At 62.3% G+C, this 23,117-nt stretch carries 23 protein-coding genes; 14 read left to right on the forward strand and 9 right to left on the reverse strand.

The window, feature by feature from the left end:
- Positions 1 to 91 precede the first annotated feature (91 nt).
- Genes folE2 through AACW30_RS30365 form a run of 7 tightly spaced genes read left to right on the forward strand, consistent with a single transcriptional unit; the run spans position 92 to position 5,717 of the window.
- Positions 92 to 988, forward strand: coding sequence for a GTP cyclohydrolase FolE2 (folE2, locus tag AACW30_RS30335; RefSeq protein ID WP_200624100.1), 897 nt, complete (start codon positions 92 to 94; stop codon positions 986 to 988).
- Positions 985 to 1,653 carry a metal ABC transporter ATP-binding protein gene (locus AACW30_RS30340; RefSeq protein WP_106575937.1) on the forward strand — a complete coding sequence of 223 codons (669 nt, stop codon included), beginning with the start codon at positions 985 to 987 and terminating at the stop codon, positions 1,651 to 1,653. The genes folE2 and AACW30_RS30340 overlap by 4 nt, the downstream gene beginning before the upstream one ends.
- Positions 1,653 to 2,519, forward strand: coding sequence for a metal ABC transporter permease (locus AACW30_RS30345; protein ID WP_200624101.1), 867 nt, complete (start codon positions 1,653 to 1,655; stop codon positions 2,517 to 2,519). Before AACW30_RS30340 ends, AACW30_RS30345 begins: the two co-directional genes overlap by 1 nt.
- An 11-nt stretch (positions 2,520 to 2,530) precedes the next feature.
- A complete protein-coding gene (locus AACW30_RS30350; RefSeq protein ID WP_200624102.1) occupies positions 2,531 to 3,409 on the forward strand; it encodes a metal ABC transporter substrate-binding protein in 879 nt (292 codons plus the stop codon).
- A complete protein-coding gene (gene hisI, locus AACW30_RS30355; protein ID WP_119741187.1) occupies positions 3,406 to 3,819 on the forward strand; it encodes a phosphoribosyl-AMP cyclohydrolase in 414 nt (137 codons plus the stop codon). The genes AACW30_RS30350 and hisI overlap by 4 nt, the downstream gene beginning before the upstream one ends.
- Positions 3,816 to 4,376 (forward strand): gamma carbonic anhydrase family protein, encoded by a 561-nt coding sequence (locus AACW30_RS30360; protein WP_017135756.1) that lies wholly within the window; start codon positions 3,816 to 3,818, stop codon positions 4,374 to 4,376. The genes hisI and AACW30_RS30360 overlap by 4 nt, the downstream gene beginning before the upstream one ends.
- A gap of 3 nt (positions 4,377 to 4,379) precedes the next feature.
- Positions 4,380 to 5,717, forward strand: a complete 1,338-nt coding sequence (locus AACW30_RS30365; RefSeq protein WP_106575941.1) for a dihydroorotase — start codon at positions 4,380 to 4,382, stop codon at positions 5,715 to 5,717.
- Here the strand turns inward: AACW30_RS30365 and AACW30_RS30370 are convergent.
- The gene (locus AACW30_RS30370) at positions 5,714 to 6,235 is read right to left on the reverse strand and encodes a DUF3617 domain-containing protein (RefSeq protein ID WP_119741192.1); all 522 of its coding nucleotides are present in this window, start codon (positions 6,233 to 6,235) and stop codon (positions 5,714 to 5,716) included. The genes AACW30_RS30365 and AACW30_RS30370 overlap by 4 nt on opposite strands.
- A 130-nt stretch (positions 6,236 to 6,365) precedes the next feature.
- On the opposite strand from AACW30_RS30370, the gene cls reads away from it, so the two are divergent.
- Positions 6,366 to 7,805 (forward strand): cardiolipin synthase, encoded by a 1,440-nt coding sequence (gene cls / locus AACW30_RS30375; protein ID WP_200624103.1) that lies wholly within the window; start codon positions 6,366 to 6,368, stop codon positions 7,803 to 7,805.
- Positions 7,806 to 7,943: 138 nt separating this feature from the next.
- Here cls and cfaB read toward each other — a convergent pair whose 3' ends face one another.
- The 8 genes from cfaB to hflK (AACW30_RS30415) form a co-directional block, all read right to left on the reverse strand.
- Positions 7,944 to 9,128, reverse strand: coding sequence for a C17 cyclopropane fatty acid synthase CfaB (cfaB, locus tag AACW30_RS30380; protein ID WP_106575943.1), 1,185 nt, complete (start codon positions 9,126 to 9,128; stop codon positions 7,944 to 7,946).
- Between the two features lie 87 nt (positions 9,129 to 9,215).
- Positions 9,216 to 10,004 carry an HvfC/BufC N-terminal domain-containing protein gene (locus AACW30_RS30385; protein WP_200624104.1) on the reverse strand — a complete coding sequence of 263 codons (789 nt, stop codon included), beginning with the start codon at positions 10,002 to 10,004 and terminating at the stop codon, positions 9,216 to 9,218.
- Positions 9,995 to 10,840 (reverse strand): MNIO family bufferin maturase, encoded by an 846-nt coding sequence (gene bufB, locus AACW30_RS30390; protein ID WP_106575945.1) that lies wholly within the window; start codon positions 10,838 to 10,840, stop codon positions 9,995 to 9,997. The genes AACW30_RS30385 and bufB overlap by 10 nt, the downstream gene beginning before the upstream one ends.
- A 66-nt stretch (positions 10,841 to 10,906) precedes the next feature.
- On the reverse strand, positions 10,907 to 11,161 hold the full coding sequence (gene bufA2, locus AACW30_RS30395) for a BufA2 family periplasmic bufferin-type metallophore (protein WP_106575946.1): 255 nt from the start codon (positions 11,159 to 11,161) through the stop codon (positions 10,907 to 10,909).
- 116 nt (positions 11,162 to 11,277) lie between these two features.
- Positions 11,278 to 13,164, reverse strand: coding sequence for a cation-translocating P-type ATPase (locus tag AACW30_RS30400; RefSeq protein WP_200624105.1), 1,887 nt, complete (start codon positions 13,162 to 13,164; stop codon positions 11,278 to 11,280).
- A complete protein-coding gene (gene hflK / locus AACW30_RS30405; protein ID WP_200624106.1) occupies positions 13,161 to 14,195 on the reverse strand; it encodes a protease modulator HflK in 1,035 nt (344 codons plus the stop codon). Before hflK (AACW30_RS30405) ends, AACW30_RS30400 begins: the two co-directional genes overlap by 4 nt.
- On the reverse strand, positions 14,192 to 15,181 hold the full coding sequence (gene hflC / locus AACW30_RS30410) for a protease modulator HflC (protein ID WP_106575949.1): 990 nt from the start codon (positions 15,179 to 15,181) through the stop codon (positions 14,192 to 14,194). Before hflC ends, hflK (AACW30_RS30405) begins: the two co-directional genes overlap by 4 nt.
- A 12-nt stretch (positions 15,182 to 15,193) precedes the next feature.
- Positions 15,194 to 17,119, reverse strand: coding sequence for a protease modulator HflK (gene hflK, locus AACW30_RS30415; RefSeq protein WP_200624107.1), 1,926 nt, complete (start codon positions 17,117 to 17,119; stop codon positions 15,194 to 15,196).
- 302 nt (positions 17,120 to 17,421) lie between these two features.
- On the opposite strand from hflK (AACW30_RS30415), the gene AACW30_RS30420 reads away from it, so the two are divergent.
- From AACW30_RS30420 to AACW30_RS30445, 6 genes are read left to right on the forward strand one after another with little or no spacing between them, the layout of a single operon-like run.
- Positions 17,422 to 18,039, forward strand: a complete 618-nt coding sequence (locus AACW30_RS30420; protein ID WP_145158369.1) for a CDP-alcohol phosphatidyltransferase family protein — start codon at positions 17,422 to 17,424, stop codon at positions 18,037 to 18,039.
- Positions 18,040 to 18,049: 10 nt separating this feature from the next.
- Positions 18,050 to 19,804: a bifunctional alpha/beta hydrolase/class I SAM-dependent methyltransferase gene (locus tag AACW30_RS30425; protein WP_200624108.1), complete on the forward strand. Its 1,755-nt coding sequence runs from the start codon at positions 18,050 to 18,052 to the stop codon at positions 19,802 to 19,804.
- A gap of 2 nt (positions 19,805 to 19,806) precedes the next feature.
- On the forward strand, positions 19,807 to 21,105 hold the full coding sequence (locus tag AACW30_RS30430) for a phosphatase PAP2/dual specificity phosphatase family protein (RefSeq protein ID WP_200624109.1): 1,299 nt from the start codon (positions 19,807 to 19,809) through the stop codon (positions 21,103 to 21,105).
- On the forward strand, positions 21,095 to 21,538 hold the full coding sequence (locus AACW30_RS30435) for a hypothetical protein (RefSeq protein WP_169367890.1): 444 nt from the start codon (positions 21,095 to 21,097) through the stop codon (positions 21,536 to 21,538). The genes AACW30_RS30430 and AACW30_RS30435 overlap by 11 nt, the downstream gene beginning before the upstream one ends.
- Before the next feature lie 9 nt (positions 21,539 to 21,547).
- Positions 21,548 to 22,168 (forward strand): lysophospholipid acyltransferase family protein, encoded by a 621-nt coding sequence (locus AACW30_RS30440; protein WP_119741220.1) that lies wholly within the window; start codon positions 21,548 to 21,550, stop codon positions 22,166 to 22,168.
- Position 22,169: 1 nt separating this feature from the next.
- Complete coding sequence (locus AACW30_RS30445; protein ID WP_106575956.1) at positions 22,170 to 23,102, forward strand: phosphatidate cytidylyltransferase; 933 nt, start codon at positions 22,170 to 22,172, stop codon at positions 23,100 to 23,102.
- Positions 23,103 to 23,117: the final 15 nt, after the last annotated feature.

A 23,117-nucleotide genomic window follows, 5' to 3' on the forward strand; every position in this document is an offset into this window, starting at 1 on the left:
ATGACTGAAGAAAGGCTGGAGCAGAAAAATCATCGTCGACTCAATAGTTATAATATAACATGTCTTTTTATTTCCAACGATGGACCTGCTCATGAATGCGCTGACTCTGCCGGATATCGCCGCGCAGGCTTCACGCCAAGCCTTGCCGCTCGATTGGGTAGGCATGTGCGGCATCGCCTTGCCCATTCTTATAGACGGCCAACGCCTGACTGCCTCCGCCGATGCCGGCGTCAGCCTGGACGACGGCGAGTCCCGCGGCATTCATATGTCGCGCCTGTACATGGCCCTGGAAATGCTCGACCAGCAGCTTCTTACGCCTGCACTTCTGCGTAATGTACTGCAGCGCTTTCTACAGAGTCATGAAGGATTATCTAAGAACGCCTACCTACGAATTCACACGGATTTGCTGCTTAAACGCCCGGCGTTGGTCAGCCCATTGGCTGGCTGGAAAGGCTACCCGGTGTGCATTGAGGCACGTCTGGAAAATCAGATGTTCCACGTGGAACTAAAAATTGACGTTACTTATTCCTCGACCTGCCCCTGCTCCGCTGCGCTCGCCAGGCAATTGATTCAGCAGCAATTTCTTCAAGATTTCGCCGGCACGCCGCTGCAACACGAAGACGTACTCACCTGGCTCGGCAGCGTCAACGGCATCGTCGCCACGCCCCACAGCCAACGCAGCAGCGCCCAGCTCTCTATTGAGCTGGACGCCAATCAGTCCACCTTGCCGCTCACCGAACTGATCGATGACGTCGAAGCTGCGCTCGGCACCGCCGTGCAAACCGCGGTGAAACGTGCGGACGAACAAGCCTTCGCGCTGGCCAACGGGCAAAACCTGATGTTCTGTGAAGACGCCGCACGCCGCCTCAACCTCGCCTTGAAACGCTCGGATGCCGTCAAAGCCTTCCACCTGAAAGTGATCCACGCCGAAAGCCTGCACGCGCACGATGCCGTGGCTGAAAGCCGCTGGACGAGAGACTCTGCATGATCACCTGTAACGCTTTGCGCTGGGGTGCACCTGGGCAACCGCTCACCCCAGCGCTGGATTTGACCCTGGAAAAAGGCAGCCTCACCGGCATCATCGGCGCCAACGGCACCGGCAAAAGCAGCCTGCTCAAAGTGATCGCCGGCTTGCAAAAACCGCTGGCGGGCAAGGTCAGTGTGGAGGTTCCGCGCCGTGGTGGCCTGTCGTTCCTGCCGCAGCAGCAGCACTTGGATCGCCAGTTCCCCATCAGCTTGCAAGAGCTGGTCGCCGCCGGCTTCTGGGGCACCCAGCTCACGCCACCCCAACGCAACGAACGTCTGCAGGCAGTCCTGGAGGACTGGTGCCTCAGTGGGCTGGAACATCGCCCACTGATGGCCTTGTCCGGCGGCGAACTGCAACGCGCCCTGCTCGCCCGCATGAGCCTCGCCGAAGCGCCCGTGTTGTTGCTCGACGAACCCCATGCCGCCCTAGATGAAGACGGACAGGCGCTGTGCTGGAAACACATTCACGCCTGGCACGACCAAGGCCGCACGATCATCGTCGTCTGTCACGACCTGGCCTCCGTGCGCCACCACACCCAGCACGTGGTGCAGATCAAAAGCACCGGCTGCGTGTTCGGCCCCAGCAAAGAGCTGATCCGCCCGCAACCTCACATGCAGGTGGCCTGATGCATTTTGCCGCCCACCTGTGGATGCCTTTTTTCGACTTCGTGTTCATGCGCCGCGCACTCATCGGCGGGCTGGTGCTCGCCTGCAGCACGGCGCCGCTGGGTGTGTTTCTGATCCTGCGGCGCATGAGCCTGATCGGCGACGCCGTGGCTCACGGCATCCTGCCCGGCGCCGCGCTTGGCTTCTGGTTTGCCGGGCTGAGCCTGCCCGCGCTGACCATCGGCGGTCTTGGCGCCGGCCTGAGCATGGCCGGTTTATCCGCGTGGATCACCCGCCGCACGGGCCTGCGTGAAGACGCCAGCCTCGCCGCCATCTACCCGATCTCGCTCGCCGCCGGCGTGCTGATCCTCGGCATCGCAGGCAAACGCCTGGACCTGCTGCACCTGCTGTTCGGGTCCGCATTGGCCGTGGATGAAACCACCCTCACCGGGATGCTCTGGGTCTCCAGTTTCAGCCTGATCGCCATGGCGCTGATCTACAAACCGTTGCTACTCGACACCCTGGACCCACTGTTCCTGCAAACCGTCAGCCGCCTCGGCCCGCTCGCTCATGGGTTATTTCTGACCTTGGTGGTGCTGAACCTGGTGATCGGTTTCCAGGCCATCGGCGCGTTGATGGTGGTGGGGTTGATGATGTTGCCGGCGATTGCTTCACGGTTCTGGAGCCGGCGCCTGCCGGTGTTGATTGCAGTATCGGCGGTGCTGGGATGCCTGTCGGTGTGGTTCGGTTTGTTGCTGTCGTTCTACTACTCACTGCCCAGCGGCCCGGCCATCGTGCTGGTGGCAGGCGGCGGGTATTTGCTGTCCGTGGTCTTCGGTCCGGTGCACGGCTTGCTGCGCCGCCCGCCCTTGCTTACATCCCAATGAGGTGTTTCCCGATGCGCGCTTTACTCGTGATGTTCAGCCTTCTGCTGCCCTTGTCGATGGCTCAGGCCGCCGACAGACTTCAAGTGGTTACCAGCTTCAGTATTCTGGATGACATCACCCACCAGATCGGTGGCGATCACATCCAGATCAGCAACATGGTCGGCCCGGACGCCGACGCCCATACCTACGAACCCACGCCGGACGACGCCAAGGCGCTGCTCAAGGCCCGGGTCATCATCAAGAATGGCCTTGGTTTTGAACCCTGGCTGGACCGCCTGGTGACCAGCACCGAAACAAAAGCCACGGTCGTGACCGCCAGCAAAGGCGTGATCTCTCACACCATGGAAGAAGACGGTGAAACCATCCCCGACCCGCACGCCTGGCATAACCTGGCCAACGCCGAAATCTATGTGAACAACATCACCAAGGCGTTGATTGCCGCCGACCCGGCCAACAAAGCCGATTACCAGCGCAACAGCCAAACCTACCTGAAAGAAATCTACCGCTTGCTGGCCGAGGCCAAGACCAAGTTCGGCGCGCTGCCACCGGGCAACCGCCGCATCGTCACCTCGCATGACGCCTTCGGTTACCTGGGCCAGGCTTACGGCATTCAGTTCCTCGCGCCCCAGGGTCTGTCGACTGAACGCGAACCATCTGCCGCCGAGGTCGCTGCGCTGATCACCCAGATCCGCAAAGACAAGGTCAAAGCCGTGTTCATGGAAAACATCAAAGACTCACGCCTGCTCAAGCAGATTGCTGACGAAAGCGGCGCGCAGATCGGCGGCACGTTGTACTCCGACGCCCTCGCCGCCCAAGGCCCGGCCAGCACCTTCACCGGGCTGTTCGAATACAACCTCAACACCCTGTGCGCAGCCCTGAGCAAGCCATGACCCTGAGCATGCTCGACCTGGAAGAGGCTGCCATGGGCAGCCGCTTTCCACTCGACACCGTGCTCGACGCCGTGGCGTGGAACAGCGATGGCCTGATTGCCGCCGTCGCCCAGCAACACGGCAGCGGCGAGGTGTTGATGCTGGCCTGGATGAACCGCCAGGCCCTCACCGAAACCCTGGCCACCGGGCAAGTCTGCTATTGGTCGCGCTCGCGTGGGCAGCTGTGGCGCAAAGGTGAAAGCTCCGGCCACTGGCAACAACTGGTCGAGGCCCGGCTGGATTGCGACGGCGACGCAGTGCTGCTGATCGTCGACCAACAAGGCCCGGCCTGCCACACCGGCCGGCCCACCTGCTTCTACAACGCCATCGACGGCGCCTACGTTCATGTCATTACGGAGCCCTCCGCATGATCCGCAAGAACCCTTCCGGCGATCTGCCGGTGATTGCCGAATCGGCCTACGTGGATAAAACCGCGATCATCTGCGGCAAGGTCATCATCGGCGAGAACGTCTTCGTCGGCCCTTACGCCGTGATCCGCGCTGACGAAGTCGACGCCACCGGCGACATGGACCCGATCACCATCGGCGCCAATTCGAACATTCAGGATGGCGTGGTTATTCATTCCAAATCCGGCGCGGCGGTGACCATTGGAGAATTTACCTCCATCGCGCATCGCTCCATCGTCCATGGCCCCTGCACCGTCGGCGACCGCGTGTTTATCGGCTTCAACAGCGTGCTGTTCAACTGCGCCGTCGGCGATGGCTGCGTGGTGCGCCACAACTCGGTGGTCGACGGCCGCGACTTGCCCGCCGCGTTCTATGTGCCCTCCACCACCCGCATCGGCCCGAACACCGACCTGTCGCAATTCCCGCCGGTGAGTGTCAGCGCCTCGGAGTTTTCTGAAGACGTGGCGCGCACCAACGTCGACCTGGTGCGTGGTTACAAAGCCCTGCAAAACGAGTTCTGAACCATGAGCCGCCTGCTGATTCGCAATGCCCGTCTGGTGAATGAGGGCCGGGAGTTCGATGCCGACGTACTGGTCGCCAATGGCCGCATCGAGAAGATTGCCGCCAGCCTCGAAGGCTATAACGAGCCGGTGGAAATTGACGCCCAGGGTCAATGGCTGCTGCCAGGCATGATCGACGACCAGGTGCACTTTCGCGATCCGGGCGCGCCCGACAAAGGCAGTTTCTACAGCGAATCTCGCGCGGCGGTGGCCGGTGGAATCACCAGCTTCATGGACATGCCTAACACCCACCCAGCCACCCTGAACCTGGAAGCCCTGGCGGATAAGAAGCGCCGCGCCGCGTTGCACTCGGTGGCCAACTATGGCTTTCACTTTGGTGTGAGCAACGACAACCTGGACACCGTCGCCGCCCTCGATCCGCGTGAAGTGGCCGGGGTCAAAGTGTTCATGGGCGCCTCCACCGGCAATATGCTGGTGGACGACCCGCGGATTCTCGAGCGGCTGTTCGCCGAAGTACCGACCATCCTCCTCGCCCACTGCGAGCACACGCCGAGCATCCTCGCGAATGAACAGCGTCTGCGTGAACGCTTCGGCGAGCACATTCCCGCCGTCGCCCACCCCCTTATCCGGGATGCCGAAGCCTGTTTTCGCTCCTCGTCTTTTGCGGTGGAACTGGCCCGGCGACACGGCACGCGCCTGCACGTGCTGCACCTGACCAGCGCTCGCGAGTTGGCCCTGTTCGAAGACAAGCCGTTGGCCGAGAAGCGCATCACCGCCGAGGTCTGCCTGCACCATCTGCTGTTCGATGACCGCGACTATCACCGCCTCGGCCACCAGATCAAATGCAACCCGGCGATCAAGACCCGCGCCGACCGCGACGCGCTGCGCCTGGCCTTGCTGAGTCATCGTCTGGATGTGATCGGCAGTGATCATGCGCCGCATACCTGGGCGCAAAAACAGTTGGGCTATCGCCAAGCGCCGTCAGGCCTGCCACTGGTGCAGCACGCGCTGCCGGCGTTGTTGGAGCTGGTGATTGACGGGCATTTGCCACTGACCACACTGGTGGCAAAGACCAGTCACCGTGTGGCCGACCTGTTCGCTATCCCGGACCGAGGCTATCTACGCGAGGGCTATTGGGCCGATCTGGTGCTGATCAAACCTGAGCCCGAAGGCAAACCCGTCAGCAGCCAGCCGATTCTCGCGCGCTGCGGCTGGACGCCCTTCGCCGAGCGCAGCTTTCGCCACAGCGTCAGCACCACCCTGGTGTCCGGCCACCTGGCGTGGCACAACGGCCAGGTGGTCGACAGTTGCCAGGGGCTGCCCCTGCACTTCCTGCGTTAAGCGCGGGGTTTGACCGTGCCGCAATCGTTGCCCAGCCATTGGGCATGAGTGTCCAGGCTGCCCTTCTGCTGAACGCCGGTGGCATTGAATGTACCGTTGACGGTGGTGGTGAATTCCTGCTGGCTCTGGAAGGTTGCAACGCCAGTGCCCTGGGCTTTCGGGCAGCTGAAACGAAATTTCCACTGGTTGCCGGTTTTGTCGGTCACTTGCTGTTTGCAGCCCGATTGCGGGTCGGTCAGGGGAATGGAATCAGACGCGACCTGGGCAGGCGTCAGGCAAACCTGCACGCCCTTGCCGGCCATGGTGATGCCCTGTTTTTCGAGCATGGCGCGCTGTTCGGGCGTCATCTGTTGCTTGAGCTGACCGAGGATCAGCGACAGGTCGGGCAAGTCCTGGTTATCGACTTTCATATTGCTGGTGGTCAATTCCCACAAGCCCGGCGCCAGCATCTGCGCCTGAGCCGCCACGGGCAGCGTCAATCCAACAACCATGGCCAAACCAAGCAGACGAGCATTCATCGGGTAACTCCTGGGTAATGGTGGGCGTTAGACGCTGCAAAGGCGCCAGTGTTGCACGGCAAATAAAATAGCGACATTCGTCGTCGAACATGGTCTGTTAGGCACTTGATTGCCTGGAGTGATGTCGTTCATGGATTTTTTTGGCCCGCACCTGCTCGCCTACTTCATTGCCACGCTGCATTTTCTCGGGACGCTCGCCGCGATCCACGCGGTGCTGACTGTCAGGACCGCCCAAGGCTCGATCGCCTGGGCCTTGTCGCTGATGTTCATGCCTTACCTGACGCTGATTCCCTACCTCATCTTCGGCCGCAGCACCTTTGACGCGTACATCCAGGCGCGTCGCCAGGCCAACCAGGAAATGCACACCGCCATCACCGCGCTGAACTGGCGCCCGTGGGTCGAAGAAGCTTTGGCGGCGCGCAACTCCAGCGCCTATGCGTCTTTGCGCGCCATGCCCAAATTGGGCCGCATGCCGTGCCTGGCCAACAATGACGTGCGCTTGCTGATTAATGGCGATGCCACGTTCAGCGCGATTTTCGCGGCGATTCGCCAGGCTAAGACGGCGGTGCTGTTCCAGTTTTTTATCATTCATGACGACGATCTTGGCAGGCAGTTGCACGCCCTGCTGAAGGAAAAAGCTGCCGAAGGCGTGGATATTTACGTGCTCTACGACCGCATCGGTAGCCATGCCCTGCCCCACAGTTATGTGCAGTCGCTGCGCGACGCCGGGGTCAAAGTCAAAGCGTTCGCCACCCGCAGCGGCTGGCTCAATCGGTTCCAGGTCAACTTCCGCAACCACCGCAAAATCGTGGTGGTCGACGGCCTCACCGGGTTTGTCGGCGGGCATAACGTCGGCGACGAATACTTGGGCAAAAAGCCGCCACTGGCGCCGTGGCGCGACACCCATGTGCAGGTCACCGGCCCGGTGGTGGCGTGCCTGCAGGAGTCGTTTGCCGAAGACTGGTTCTGGGCCGCGCGCGAGCTGCCGCCGCTGATCCTGCCTGATACATACCCTGAAGACGGCGTGCTCTGCCAACTGCTCGCCAGCGGCCCGGCCGATCCGTATGAAACCTGCTCCCTGTTTTTCGTCGAAGCTATCCATGCGGCGACCGAGCGCGTGTGGATCACCAGCCCGTATTTCGTACCCGATGAAGCGGTGTTCGCCGCCCTGCGCCTGGCGGTTTTGCGCGGGGTCGATGTGCGCCTGCTGCTGCCGTCGCGGCCTGATCACCGTATCGTCTACGCCGCCTCCAGCCTCTACGCCATCGAAGCCGTACGCGCTGGCGTGCGCGTGTTCCGCTACAAGCCGGGCTTCCTGCACCAGAAGGTGGTGCTGGTGGACAGCGAAATCAGTGCAATCGGCAGTGCGAACATGGACAACCGTTCGTTCCGGCTGAATTTCGAAGTGATGTTGCTGACGGTCGATGAAGCGTTTGCCAGCCAAGTGGAGCAGATGCTGCTGGACGACTTCGCACAGGCGCATGAAGTCAGCCAGGAAGAAAGCCGCGAGACCCGTCGCCTGCAACAGCTGGGCATGCGGGTGGCGCGTTTGATCTCACCGATTCTCTAACAAACAACACTGAAACAAATGTGGGAGCGGGCTTGCTCGCGAATGCGGTGTATCAGGACCAAATAAATTGGCTGAACCACCGCATTCGCGAGCAAGCCCGCTCCCACATTTACATCTTCAGCGTTTCATAACCGTGTTTCAGCGGTAGATATCTTCCCGCGTCCACGGCAGTTCATGGCTGCCATCAGCGTGAGGCTTCACTGCCAATATCTGGTGCAAGTTGATCCAGCCCCGCGCAAACGCATACGCGCAACCGGCCAGGTACAGCCGCCAGATCCGCAACGCTTGCTCCGGCACCATCTTGGCTGCCGCCTCCAAGTTGTCTTCCAGGCGTTCACTCCAATGGTCCAGCGTGCGCGCGTAATGCAGGCGCAGGCTTTCGACGTCGACCACTTCCAGCCCGACTTCGCTGATTTCCGCCGTCATCATCGCCAGGTGCGGCAACTCGCCGTTGGGGAACACATAACGCTCGATAAAATCGCCAGCGCCGCGGCCCACGGGGCGACCGTCGGTGTGCTTGGCGGTGATGCCGTGGTTCATCACCAGGCCGCCTTCGCGCACGGCGCCAAACAGCACCTTGCAGTACTCCGCCAGGTTGGCGTGGCCAACGTGCTCAAACATGCCCACGCTCACCACTTTGTCGAAACGACCGTCCTGCGGCAGGTCGCGGTAGTCGAGCAGTTGCAGGTCTACCTGGTCTTCCAGCCCCTCGGCCTTGACCCGTTCACGGGCCAGCGCCAACTGCTCTTTGCTCAGCGTGATCCCAAACACTTTGACGCCGAACTCTCGCGCCGCAAAACGCGCCAACCCACCCCACCCACAGCCGACGTCGAGCAAATATTCGCCTGGCTGCAGCCGCAACTTGCGGCACAGGTGGCGAAATTTGTCTTGTTGGGCCTGATCGATGGATTCGCTGCCGGTTTCGAAATAACCGCAGGAGTACGCCATGTCCTGGTCCAGCCACAGCTGGTAGAACTCGTTGGACAGGTCGTAATGGTAGGAAATGGCCGCAGCATCAGTGGCCTTGTCGTGGATCGAGCGCACCGGACGACTCCCCTCGTCGTCATCAATCAGGGCGTGACTCAGCTCGTCACATACCCGGATCACCTCGCTGATGGAGCCTTCCAGCTCCAGTCTGCCCTCGACGAAGGCTTCGCCCAATGAGTCCAGCGTTGGATGAGTCAGGCTGGACACGACCGTGGGGTCCTTCACCACGATCGTCACACTGGGCTCGGGGCCCAAGTTAAATTCGTGGCCGTCCCAGAGTCGAAGACGCAGCGGTAGCTTGAGATTCTGTAAGGCCGGTGGAAGTTGCGCGAGCATGAGTAGTCCCCCCTTGTTTCAGACGTCTGGAGTGAGGGTAGACCATCCGAAGACAAAGTAGGAGGCTATCGGATTGATAGCACTAAACTATGAGGCTCGATGCTCGAGCAAACCGTCCTGGATCCACTGTTTCAGCCACGTCACCGCTTGCAGTGGCGCACCCTCTCCATAAGTGACTGCCAACCCTGTGCACAGTTCTGAAAAATTCCAGCCGGTTGTCACCATTCCCACCAGCGCGCAGGCTTCAGCCGGCTCAAGGCTGCGGTAATGGCACACATTCTGGTGACGCCACACCAGGCACATCTGCGCCCCTTCCAGCGCCTGGCTGTCAGGGAAATCCAACTCATCCCTGCTCGCGCGCCAAATCGCCACGCTATTGAAATGGCACAGCACCTGTTGCACCGAAGGCGCCAGGCTTACCTGCAAACCCGGCCAGTTTTCAGGGGCCAGCTGCGCCATGTCATTCAGGCCCAGCGGCTCACCCGGCGGCGCATCGAATGCCAAGGTAAACGCCCACTCCAACCGCGCCAACTCGGCCAGCGGCGCACTGTGCTCCTCTACCAGATGCTCGACGAGAAACGCCGGGAACCGCTCGCCCAGCCAACGCAGGCTGTAATGGGCCGACGGATAGCGGCGCACATAGGCGTCTGTCAGCACTGCAAACTCATCGTCCCCCAACCAATACCGGATGGCGCCGAAGTCATGCCGCAACACCTCCTGAAGCCGCGACACATAGGCGTTGTGGTAAATCGCCAGGCCCGTGTCCACATCCAGAGTCGGCCCACCCAGCAAGGTCGCGGCAAACCCACTGTTGGCCACCGAGCTTTCGGATAACAGATGCTGCTCAAACGCCAACTGCCAGTCGATCAGGCGCATAACGCCCTCCTGGCCAGCGCGCTGGCGCCCAGTTCACGGGCCTTGCTCAACTCGGCGAGCAACTCCTCGAACGGCGGGAAATGGTCATCGCGCTCCAGCAATGTCGACACCGGCCCCAACAGCTCCAGCGTCTGTTGATACAGCGCCCACACCGGATCGCACACCGGGTGATCATGGGTATCGACCACGTAGTCGCCGTAATCCATATGCCCGGCCAAGTGCAGTTGGCGGATGCTTTCAGGCGGCAGGCTGCGGATAAACGTCCAGGCGTCGAAGCCGTGATTACGCGAGCTGACATACACATTGTTCACGTCCAACAACAGCTGGCAGCCGGTAAGGTGGGCCAGGGCCTTGAGGAATTCCCACTCGGTGAACTCGTCGGCCTTGGAACGCACATAGCTGGAAACGTTTTCCAGCACCAGCGGACGCTGCAATGCGTCTTGCACTTGGCGCACGCGGCCGGCCACGTGGTAAAGGCTTTCTTCGGTGTAGGGCAGCGGCAGCAGGTCATGCAACTGATGCGCGTTGCCGCGACTCCAGCACAGGTGATCGGAAACCCACGCCGGCTGAATGCGCTCGGCGAGCTGTTTGATGTGTTTCAGGTAATCGGTATCGAGGGCATGCGGCCCGCCGATGGACAGGGACACACCGTGCATCACCAGGGGATAGCGCTCGGCTATCGCATCCAGGTAGTACAAGGCTTTACCGCCCTGGACCAGATAATTCTCGGAGATCACTTCAAACCAATCCACTGCCGGCGATTGTTCAAGGATCTGCTGGTAGTACTCACTGCGTAAACCCAGGCCGTAACCCAGACTTGGAAGGGACGCGGACATGATTCGCTCCAAGGCAAAGTGTCCGCAGCGGTGGGGGGCGTCCGCTGCGGGTGCACTCGGTGCCGGTTACTCGCCGACGGTGCCGCCAGCCTTCATGCAGGCATCAGCGGAGGGCTTGGCAAGGAACCCCTGGCCTTTGCAAGAACCCTGACCTTTGCAAGCATGGTCCTTGGTTTTGCAGTCGTTCTGGCCTTTGCAGGCGTTGATACCGTAGCAGTGCACAGCCGTGTCAGCGGCTTGAGCCTGGGTGACCACACCAGCAAACAGGGTAGCGGCGGCCATCGCAAGGGCGGCACCAGCAGCAGCGGATTTGAAGTTCATTTTTAGAGTCCTCATGATCGGTAGGGGCGCCGGTCTGAACGGAGTGTTCAGTCTCGACATACCACTAGAGTGAGGACCCTTATCGGCGTTACAGCTGTATGCAGATATTTCTGAAATTATTCTTCAAGCTTCAAAAGTGGCTCCTGAAACCGCAGCAAACGCCCGGCGTTGCCCAGTACCAGCAAGGTGCTGAGATTATGCAACACCGCCGCAATCATGGCGCCGGCCGCGCCCAGCCAGCCAAACGCGGCAAACACCACGATAGCCAGCGTCCAGCCCAACCCGATGATCACGTTAACCTGCAACGTGTGGCGGCACTGGCGACTCAAGCGCACGCACGTGCCCAGGCGCCGCAGGTCGCTGCCGATCAACACCACATCCGCCGACGCCAGCGCGATGTCCGCACCGCCCGCGCCCATTGCCACACCCACCACGCCCGCCTTGAGCGCCAGCGAGTCATTGATGCCATCACCGACGACCATTGGCCGGAAGCCACTGCCGATTTCCCCAAGCACGCGGTTGAGCTTGTCTTCCGGCAGTGCCTGGGCTTCGACGTCGCTGATACCGACATCCAGCGCCAGGCTGTCGGCCACGCTTTGACGGTCACCCGTCAGCAGCAGCTGGCGGCCCAGGCCCAAGTCGCGTAGCTCCTGCAGGGCCTGGCGCGCTTCCGGCTTGACGCTGTCGGCGAGCAACAGCCAGGCGAGGAACTGGCCGTTCAGCGCCAGACCGGCGATCGGGCCATCGTGGTTCGGCACCTGAGTGGTCACAATGCCCAGCTGTTCGAACAACTCCGGGCGCCCCAAGGCTGCTTCGCCCTGCTCGGTCTGCGCCACCACGCCCAGGCCCTGGCGTTCGCGAATATCCGTCAGCCCCAGCATTTGCTCCTGCGTTGCCAGCCCCGCCAACGCACGACTGACCGGGTGGCTGCTGGCCGAACCCAGGCTGGCGGCAAGATTCAACAACACCTGCCGATCCGGCGCCGTGGTGTCGATGGACTGCAAACGCAGAGTGCCAAACGTCAGCGTGCCGGTCTTATCCACCACCAGCGAGGTCAGGTCCGCCAACTCCTCAAGAAATGCCGAGCTGCGAATCAAAATTCCGTGCCGCGCCGCCACTGCAATCCCGGCAATCGCCGTGGCCGGTGCCGACAGCACCAAGGCGCACGGGCACGCCGCTACCAGCACGGCCAACATTGCCTGGGCGTCATTGGTCACAAACCAGGTCACCGCCGCCAGCAGCAACACCAGCACCATATAGCTGCCGGCGTAACGCTCCAGCAGCCGCGTGATCGGCGGCTTGGAGCGTTCGGCGTTCTGCATCAGCGCAATGACTTTGCCCAGGGTCGACTCGTTACCGGTGCGCGTCACTTCCAGGCGCAGCAAGCCGTCGAGGTTGATCGCGCCACCAAACACCTGCACGCCCACGCTGGCTTCCAGCGGCACCGACTCACCGGTGATCGGCGCCGTGTCCAGGCTCGCCTGGCCCGACAGCACCACACCGTCGGCCGGCACGCGATCACCGGCACGCACTTCGACGATATCGCCGGTGTTCAGCGTGCCGTTATCCACTTCCACAATGCTGCCGTCGGCCTGCACCAACCGCGCATGGCTGCGGGTCAGTTTGCCCAGGGCATGAATCGCTTCCTGGGAGCCAATCACACTGCGCTCTTCCAGCACGTGGCCGAAAATCATGATGATCGGCAGCAATGCAGCCGTCAGCAAGTCGCCCGTGGCCCACGCGCCCATCATCGCCAGGGCGATCAATTGGTCGGTGATGCCATGCAGGCTCGGGTAACGCAGGCTGAACCAGGCCGAACGCATCACCGGCACGGCCACCAGCAAAGAGGCGACGCCGAGCAACAGTTGGCTGACACCGTTCTGGTCCGGCGCCAGCCAGCGCCACACCAACCCCAATACCAGCAAGCCCAGGGCTAACATGGCCAGGGTCAATTGCCGCGCAGCACTGCGCTGCTCGGCGGACGTCAACATAGGCGCGCTCATTGTTCGGCTCCCTGAATGATCAAGCGGGAGTCGTCTTTGGGATCGACCGTGGTCACAGAACCGGCCTGGCCGAGAATCTTCGGCAAGCGCTCGCGGTACAGACGCAGCATGAGGCCTGGGTCTTTGACCTGGGCCAGGCTGGCGACGGTGGCCGTTTGCGCTTGGGCATTGGCCAGACGCTCGCTGGCTTGGGCGTGGGCCACTTGTACGACACGGTCGGCCTCCTGATTGGCGGCTTGGGTGAGTTTTTCCGCGTCGGTGCGCGCATTGGCCACGGCTTTATCGGCTTGTTGGCTGGCCGTCAGCACTGCGTTGAAGGCATTCACCGCCGGGCCCGGCAGGCTTGATTGCACGTCGACACGCGTCACTTCGATGCCCAACCCCAAACCGGTGGAGGCCAAGTTCGCCAAGCGTTTATTGATGCCTTGCACCAGATCGCCGCGCAGCCGCTCACGGCGTTCGGCGGCGCCGTTATCGCTGCCGATCAATTCCGGGCGCGCCACCAGAATGGTGTCCAGGTCGCGCGCCGCCGCCAGCGCCACGGCGCTGCGCGTCACCAGGCGATCCAGCGCCGGCAGCACATGCTCGCCCTGCAGCACAAATGCGTAGGGTTCGGTGACCTTATAGAACACCCGCACATCCAGCTGCACCACACCGGCGTCGCCGGTCAGCAAGTAACCGGAGCCCGCCAGCGCGTCGCTCAACGGCGCGGCAAACGTGGCCACGCGGTCGGCCTGGGTCGCCGCGTCGGAGCGCAGCAGGTTTTCCACCCGACGCTCAATCACACGGTCGGCTGCTGGCAACAGCACTACTTGCTCAAACGGTTGCGGCCATGCCAATAACAGACCGGCATTTTGAATACGGTCCAGCGCGCCGAAGTGCAACACCACGGCGCGGTTCTGCGGGTCGATCTGGCGCACATTGGAAAACGCCCAGGCCAACGCCGCCAACACCGTCACCGCGTACAGCGCCAGGAAGGTCAGGCGCCCGGCCTGAATCCATGGGCTGTCCGGGCTGTCACGCTCACTCATGGCTGAACATCCTTCGGCCCGTCCACCAGTGCGCGGAACGGCGCGGCGTCAGTGCGCAGGATGATTTTGGTGCCCGGTGTCACGACGGTGCCCAAGGTGTCCAGCGAGCGCAGCAGGTTGTACAGCTGCGGATTGCCGGCGTAGGCACGGCCATAGATCTGCGCCGCTTCGACCCGCGACTGCGCCTCGATATCGGCGGCTTTCACCGTGGCATCGGCCTGCACGATGCGCGCATCGCGTTCGGCGGCGGAGCGAATCTGCGCCGCTTCACGTTTGCCCACGGCGGTGCGTTCGGTGGCGATGGTCTCGCGCTCGGCGCGCATGCGGTCAACGGTGGCGGTGAGGGTGACCGACGGCAAGGTCAGACGCTCGACACCGACTTGCGCCACGCGCACGCCGTAAGTGGTGAGCAATTGTTGATCAATCTGCTGGCGCAACTGTGCCTCAAAATCGGCGATGCGCACTTGGCTGGCGTCGGTGTTGACCAGGCTGGACAGGTCAAAGCTGGCCGCAGTGGTCTCCAGCGCCGAGCCGACGAAGGTGCGAATCTGCCGCGCCGCTTCATCCGGCTGGTTCTGCACCGCGCGCATAAAGCGCTGCACATTGTCGGCATCGCCCTGCACCTGCCACGCCACATAGGCCTGCACGATAATCCGCAAGCCATCGCGGGTGCCCACGTCCTGCAAACCGCTGGAGGTGGTGCGCAAGCGCAGGTCTACCGGGATCGCCGCTTCGAACGGCGCCGGCCAGCGCCAGCCCAGGCCAGGCTCCAGCAGCACCCGCGACGGGTTGCCGAACCGCGTAATCACCGTGGCTTCGCCGGAACGCACCTGCACCAGGCTGGCGGCCGCCACTGCAAACAGCACCAACAACACCGCCCAGGCCATGCGCCGCCAAGGAAACGGGCCAGCGGCTTGCTCATCACCGTGATGGTGATGGTGGTGGCCGTGATGATGATGACCATGATCGTGAGAATGAGCGCTCAACAGACAGACTCCTTATTGAACGGCTTTACGCGGCGCCATAGGGTCGGCCGGCAAAGTAAAAGAACGCAGATCAATCGTCGGTGCGCCATCGGCGCCCAGGCGGTGATCCAGAATAAGCAGCTTGGCGTGGGCCAAGCCTTGGCTGAGTTGGCCCAGGTACTGTTCCAGCACGAATGCCTGGCCGGCGGTGGCGTAGGCCTTTTGTTCGGCGCTGAATCGCAGGTCGACCGCTTGCGCGCCAGCATTCACTTCGCGCGCGGTGGCCAAGGCCTGATCTCGCGCGGTGCTGGCTTGCAGCAAGGCCTGGTTGGTCTGTTCGCTGGCGGCGCCGCGTTCGCGGGAGATCAGCGCCTGGGCGCCGATCTGCGCAGCCTGCACGGCGTGGTAGGCGTTGGCAGCGCCGGCCGGTGGGTGAATCGCTTCGACCACCGTGGCCAGAATCTCCACGCCGCTGTTGAGCTTCTGCAAGTCCGCCTGCACCGAGCGGCCGATTTCGTCGGCCAATTGAGTGCGTTGCTCACCGAGCAATTCGTCGAGCGTGCGCGAGGCAAAGTCGTGCACCAGAATGCGGCTGGCGGTGCTGCGAATCAGGGTCGGCACATCGGCGCTGTTATAGGTGGCGGCCAGCGCCGCCTGATCGGTCAGGCCAATGCGGTAGACGAACCGCACGTCCATATTGACGATCTGGAAGCTCTGTTTGTCGCCGCTGCTGCTGGCGATCACTTGGGATTTGTCATTCACATGGCTGGCGTCCCACAACCGGTTGGCGATCGACGGCGCCGGGCCTTCGGCGGCGGCCAGCTCCGGTGTGGCAGCCTCGCTGACGCTGGTAGCGAGTTCATGCACCACGCCATTTTCGACAGTGATGACGCGGCCCAACGGCCACGGCAATCCGGCATGCAGGCCAGGGCCGAACACCGCCACCGGTTTGCCGAAGCGCTCATAAATCCCACGGCCTTGCAGGGGCACTTCGTGCACGCCGGTCAGCGCCCAGCCTACGGCCAATACCACCAGCAGCACCGGCAGGAATGCCCGGCGCATGTAGGTAAACGCCCAGATCTGGCGCAAATCGATACCGAAGCGGTTGTGCAACTCGTGCTGCAGCGCCTGCAAGGGTTGTGGCGGCCAACGCAGCAAACCGGCAATAAAGCTTTGCGCCATCAACCGCGGTTCGAGGCGCGGCTGGCGTGGGCTGAACAGCGACAGTACGGCCCTGAGCAAAAACTCCACGGCGACCAGCCCCGGCAACAGGCCGATCAACACGGCCAGGCGCAAGGGCCATACAGATTGCGCGCCGGCAAACAGCAGGCAGATCGCGCTGACCACCAGGCACGCAATCGCCACCCGGCTTAACTGCGCCAGCTGTGAGGCTTCCGGCCATTGCGCAGCCGTTTCCTGCGCCAGACGACGCTCGAACACCAGCAAACCAAAGGCCAACGCCAGCCCCAGCGCGGCGCCAATGCTTGCCGATTGCCCCACGGCTGCAGCGGGCAGTGCCAGGTTCCAGAATTCGACAATGCTCAGCAATACCAGCAACGACCAGCCACTCAACCACAGCACCGGCGCGCCCATCTGCGCCAGCAGGCTGCTGCCGAAACGTCCGACAAACCGCGCGTAGCCGCCCGTGCCTTCAAGCTGCGGCTCGATCAATTCCACCGTTGGCGCTTCCAACGCCTGCGCCCGCCAATCGGCGACCCACCACGCCGATTGCAGCCCGGCCACCAACACCAACAAGGCCGACGCGCAGTTGATCAGCACCACCGGCCAGATCGACAGCGGCGCAAACAGGGCGACAAACAATGCCAGCACCCAAGCGCAAACGGCCAGGGCCGTCAGGCTGATGCCGGCCTGGCGCAATCGACGGGCATGAAACAGCCCCTGCTGAAAACGCGGCAAGCCTTCAACCAAAGCGCCGTCAGCTTCTAGATCCACTTGCATCCACTCACGCCCGTTTGTACACAATTCGTTACGATATAACACGCAGCGTGAAATTTTTGTTCGAAAACAACACAAAACCCCTGTGGGAGCGGGCTTGCTCGCGAATGCGGTGGTTCAGCCAGCTCATTTGTCACTGACCCACCGCATTCACGAGCAAGCTCGCTCCCACATTGACCCTCCAGCGCCTGCAAGAGCGTGACTAACCCCCATAAACACGAGCCATCACTGGTGCAGCCGCCGATTAATCGGCACACTCCAAAACAGTTTTTCGCGGGTAAACGGACAAGGAAGCGTCACCTCCCATGATTTCGATCTATCAGCTCAAGCCGCGTTTTCAAAACTTACTGCGCCCACTCGTGCAGCGCCTCTACGACAACGGCACCACAGCCAACCAGATCACCGTGCTGGCCGGCGTGGTGTCCTTGCTGGTGGGCCTGCTCATTGCAGGCTTTGCCCAACACCTCTGGCTGTTTGCCCTGATCCCGTTGTGGATGATCCTGCGCATGGCCCTCAATGCCATCGACGGCATGCTCGCCCGGGAATTCGGCCAGCAGTCACGCCTGGGCGCCTACCTCAATGAATTGTGCGACGTGATCGCCGACAGCGCGCTGATCCTGCCCTTTGCGCTGATCCCCGGCGTGAGCCTGGCGCCAGTGCTGCTGGTCACGTTGCTGGCGGTGTTCAGCGAATACGCCGGTGTGCTCGGGCCCATGGTCGGTGCGTCGCGGCGCTACGACGGCCCAATGGGCAAGAGTGATCGCGCGTTTGTACTGGGTGTGCTGGCCACCGGCGTGGCGCTCGGTTGGCTGGGCGCGGGTTGGGTCAACGCGGTGATGTGGCTGGTGGCGGCGCTGCTCGCCTACACTTTGGTCAACCGCGTGCGCCAGGGTCTCAAAGAAACGACGTCCCCTTCTGCATAAGGAATTTGCGATGCGCGAACAGCAAGAGCACAGCTTCAGTACCCACGATGGCGTCGAGCTTTTCTACCGGCACTGGCCGGCCACCGCGCCGCTTGGCGATGAGCCGCGCAAGGCGATCCTGCTGTTCCATCGCGGCCACGAGCATTCGGGGCGCATTGCCCACCTGGTCGATGAACTGGACCTGCCGCACTTCGACTTCTTTGCCTGGGACGCCCGTGGCCACGGCCAGTCGCCCGGCGCGCGCGGCGACAGCCCAAGCTTCGCCACCAGTGCCCGCGACGTGCAAACCTTTCGTGACCACATCGGTACCACTTACGGCATCGCAGAAGACAATTGCGCGGTGATCGCTCAAAGCGTCGGCGCGGTGATCGCAGCCACCTGGGTGCACGATTACGCGCCGAAAATCCGCGCACTGGTGCTCGCCTCCCCGGCGTTCAAGGTCAAGCTCTACGTGCCGTTCGCGCGGCCAGGCCTGGCGCTGATGCGCACATTTCGCGGCAACTTTTTCGTTAACAGCTACGTCAAGGCCAAGTTCCTCAGCCATGACCCGGAGCGTGTCGCGTCCTACGACAGCGACCCGCTGATCACCAGGGCGATCTCGGTGAATGTGCTGCTCGGCCTGTACGAAGCTGCCGACCGCGTGGTGGCCGATGCCCAGGCGATCCAGGTGCCGACTCAGCTGCTGATCTCCGGCTCCGACTTTGTGGTGCACCGCAAACCTCAGCAGCAATTTTTCGACCGCCTGGGCAGCCTGAAAAAAGAACTGCACATCCTGCCCGGCTTCTTCCACGACACCCTCGGTGAACGCGACCGTGCCGTGGCCGTGAGCAGCGCCAGGCGCTTTATCCTGCAAAACTTTGCGCACCCGCTGGACCGCGCCTCGTTGCTCGACGCCGACAAGCTGGGCGCCACCTGCGCCGAGTCCGAATCCCTGGCCGCGCCGCTGCCGCGCAACTCTTTGCGCGACCTGTACTGGCGCATGACTCGCGCCAGCATGGGCCTGGGCAAGAACCTCTCGGACGGGGTGAAACTGGGCTTTGATACCGGCTTCGATTCCGGCAGCACACTGGATTACGTGTACCGCAACAAGCCCACCGGCAAAGGCGGGCTGGGGCGGATGATCGACACCAACTACCTCAACTCCATCGGCTGGCGTGGCATCCGCCAGCGCAAGCTGAATGTCGAAGAGCTGCTGCGCCTGGCCATGGCCAACTTGCGCAGCGATGATCGCCAAGTGCGCATTGTCGACATCGCTGCGGGCCACGGCCGCTACATTCTCGAAGCCTTGCAGGACGTATCGCCGCTGCCGGAGTCGATCCTGCTGCGCGACTACAGCGACATCAACGTGCGCGACGGTGGCGCGCTGATTCGCGAAAAAGGCTTGGGGGATATCGCGCAGTTCGTCAAAGGCGATGCGTTTGATCGCGCGGACCTGGCGGCGCTCGACCCCAAGCCGACCTTGGCGGTGGTGTCCGGGCTGTATGAATTGTTTGCCGATAACGCCATGGTCGGTGGTTCGCTGGCCGGCCTTGCTGAAGCCGTGGAGCCCGGCGGTTATCTGGTATACACCGGCCAGCCATGGCACCCGCAGCTGGAACTGATTGCCCGCGCGCTGACCAGCCATCGCCAGGGCCAGGCCTGGGTGATGCGCCGTCGCAGCCAGGCGGAAATGGACCAACTCGTCGAGGCCGCAGGCTTTCGCAAGATCACTCAGCGTGTGGACGAATGGGGCATTTTCACTGTGTCTCTGGCACAGAAGATCTGAGCATGCGCGAACCCGGTTTATTAAAACCTGCGGTCCTGTGGTTGCTGCTGTTGGCGCCGCTGTTTTTCAGCACCTACGGCTTCGCCACCTGGGTCACCAGCCAGCGCAGCGATGTCGGCACGCTGGTGTTCGGCTGGGAAACCCATATGCCGTTCTGGGCCTGGACCATCGTGCCCTACTGGTCCATCGACCTGCTCTACGGCTTTTCGCTGCTGCTGCCCACTAGCCGCCATGAACTGAAACAACACGCGCTGCGCCTGCTCACCGCCCAGGTGATTGCCGTGAGCTGCTTCCTGATCTGGCCACTGCGGTTCACCTTTGAACGGCCGGCGCTGGATGGCGTATTTGGCTGGCTGTTTGCCGTGCTGGCAGGCTTCGACAAGCCGTTCAATCAGGCACCGTCGCTGCACATCGCGCTGCTGGTGATTCTGTGGATCATGTACCAACGCCACAGCCAGGGCTTTTGGCGCTGGGTGGTGCACGGGTGGTTCGCGTTGATCGGTATTTCGGTGCTGACCACTTATCAACATCACTTTATCGACTTACCCACAGGCGCCCTCGCCGGCTGGTTATGCGTGTGGCTGTGGCCGCTGGAGCACCCGAGCCCGCTGTTGAATGCGCGCCTTACGCGGGATCGAAAACGCTGGCGGCTAGGGGCGCGTTATGGCCTGGGCGCCCTGGCATTGGTGATTCTTGCGTTAACGCTCGGCGGCTGGTGGCTGTGGCTGCTATGGCCGGCGGTTTCCCTGGGGTTGATCAAGGCCAATTACTTCGTACTCGGCGCGCCGGGCTTTCAAAAACGGCTCGACGGCACGCTGACGCCTGCCGCGCGCTGGCTGTATGCGCCCTACCTGGCCGCCGCGTGGCTCAACTCACGCCTGTGGACACGCAAGCATCCACAGCCTGACCTGATTGTGGATAACGTTTGGCTCGGTCGAATACCCGCCACACGCGAGCAAGCTTCATTCAAGGCAATCGTCGATCTGTGCGCCGAATTGCCGATTAATCCACAGGGCCGCGCTTATGCATGCGTCCCCGTGCTGGACCTGATTGCGCCGACACCCGCCGAATGCCTGCAAGCCGCTCAAGCCATTGAGCGCCTGCGCGCAAGCGGGCCATTACTGGTGTGTTGCGCCCTCGGTTACTCACGCAGCGCCACCGCGGTTGCAGCCTGGCTGCTGCACAGTGGGCGCGCCACAACAGTGGACGAGGCCCTGGCTATTATTCGTACAGCGCGGGCCCAAGTGGTCCTGCACCCCGCTCACCGCGAAGCTTTGGAGGGTTTAACCCATGCCCGCTGATATGGAACTCCAGGTGGTCGCCAGCCTGCTGCGTCGTGGTCGCTCGCTGGATCAGTTATCCACAGGCCTGACGCTGCTTGGCGTGCTTTTCGGCCTGGCCCAACTGCTGATGGCGAGTGTCGCGCCAATCTGCCTGTTGCTCAGCCTGTGGATGATTGTCCTCGGGCTGCTGCAAAAGTACTGGGCGCTGCGCGTAGCCTTCGATGCCGACCTGTTCGCCCTGCTCGCTCGCGACACCGAGCGCACCCCCGACCTCGACCAGGCCCTGCAAACCCTTGGCCTGCAATCGGCCAAGCGGGTCGGCCGGCCCTGGCCCGAACGCCGTCGCGGCGCCCTCAAACTGCTGCGCAAGCAGGCCTGGCTGCTGGGCGCACAAATGCTGCTGACCCTGGCCGTGATCCTCGCCAGCCCGTGGCTACCTTTCGCCGGATAAGGAATCCCCATGTTCGAACCTGTGGTTGCCACCCTGATTACCTCAATGGCCCGCACCGTAACCGGCGCCCGCAGCCTGTGGCTGGGTTGCGCGCCGGTGCCGGTGCAGCGCATTTATTTCGCCAACCACAGCAGCCACGGCGACTTCGTGCTGGTGTGGGCGTCCTTGCCGCAAAACCTGCGCAAGTTCACGCGTCCGGTGGCCGGCAGCGACTACTGGAATAAAAGCGCCCTGCGCCGTTACATCATCAACCGCGTGTTCAATGGCGTGCTGATCGATCGTGAGCGCAAAGACCCTGTGGATAACCCTCTGCAACCCATGCTCGCCGCTTTGGAAGGTGGCGACTCGCTGATCATCTTCCCCGAAGGCACACGCAATCTCGAAGACGGCTTGCTGCCCTTCAAGAGCGGCCTGTACCACCTGGCAAAAAGTTACCCACAGGCCGAATTGATCCCGGTGTGGATCGCCAACCTCAACCGGGTCATGCCCAAGGGGCGCGTGCTGCCGCTGCCATTGCTGTGCACCACCAGCTTCGGTGCGCCACTGCAACTGGAAGATAACGAAGACAAAACCGCCTTCCTCGCCCGCACCCGCGACGCCCTGCTTGCCCTTGCCCCGGAGCATGTCTGACATGGATAGCCAAACCCTGATGTTGTTCGGCGGGATCGGCGCCATTCTGGTGCTCGCCTCGCTGATCGGCCTGATCCTCAAGTTGCGTACCCGCGGTACGCCAAATGCGGTCGTCGACAACCTCAACGCCCGTATCAACGCCTGGTGGGTGATGGTCGTAGTGATCGGCATCGCCTTCTGGCTGGGCACCGGTGCGGTGATCCTGCTGTTCTACGCAGTGTCGTTCTACGCCCTGCGCGAATTCCTCACCCTTACCCCGACCCGCCGCAGTGACTACCCGGCGCTGGTGGCCGCGTTCTACCTGGCCTTGCCGCTGCAATACCTGCTGATCTATTCCGATTGGTACGGGCTGTTCTCGATCTTCATCCCGGTGTACGTGTTCCTGCTGCTGCCGATCCTCGCTTCACTGGGTGGCGACAGCACGCACTTCCTGGAGCGCGCGTCAAAGGTGCAATGGGGCCTGATGATTGCCGTGTTCTGCGTGTCCTTCGTCCCGGCCTTGCTGACCCTCGACATTCCTGGCTACGAAGGTCGCAACCTGTTGCTGATCGCCTACCTGGTGATCGTGGTGCAGCTGTCGGACGTGCTGCAATACGTGTGTGGCAAGCTGTTCGGCAAACACAAGATCGCGCCCAACCTGTCGCCGTCCAAAACCGTCGAAGGTTTCGTCGGCGGGATTCTGCTGTCATCCCTGATCGGCGCTGCGCTGTGGTGGACCACGCCCTTTAATCCATGGCAGTCGTTTTTGATCGCACTGCTGATCAACCTGCTCGGCTTTGCCGGCGGCATTGTGATGTCGGCAATCAAGCGCGACCGAGGCGTGAAAGATTGGGGCCATATGATCGAAGGGCACGGCGGGATGCTGGACCGGCTGGATTCAGTGTGTTTTGCGGCGCCGATTTTCTTTCACCTTGTTCGCTACTGGTGGACCTGAGAAATACCACCTCAA

It is taken from the genome of Pseudomonas sp. MF6747, from assembly GCF_963890955.1.
GTDB lineage: Bacteria > Pseudomonadota > Gammaproteobacteria > Pseudomonadales > Pseudomonadaceae > Aquipseudomonas.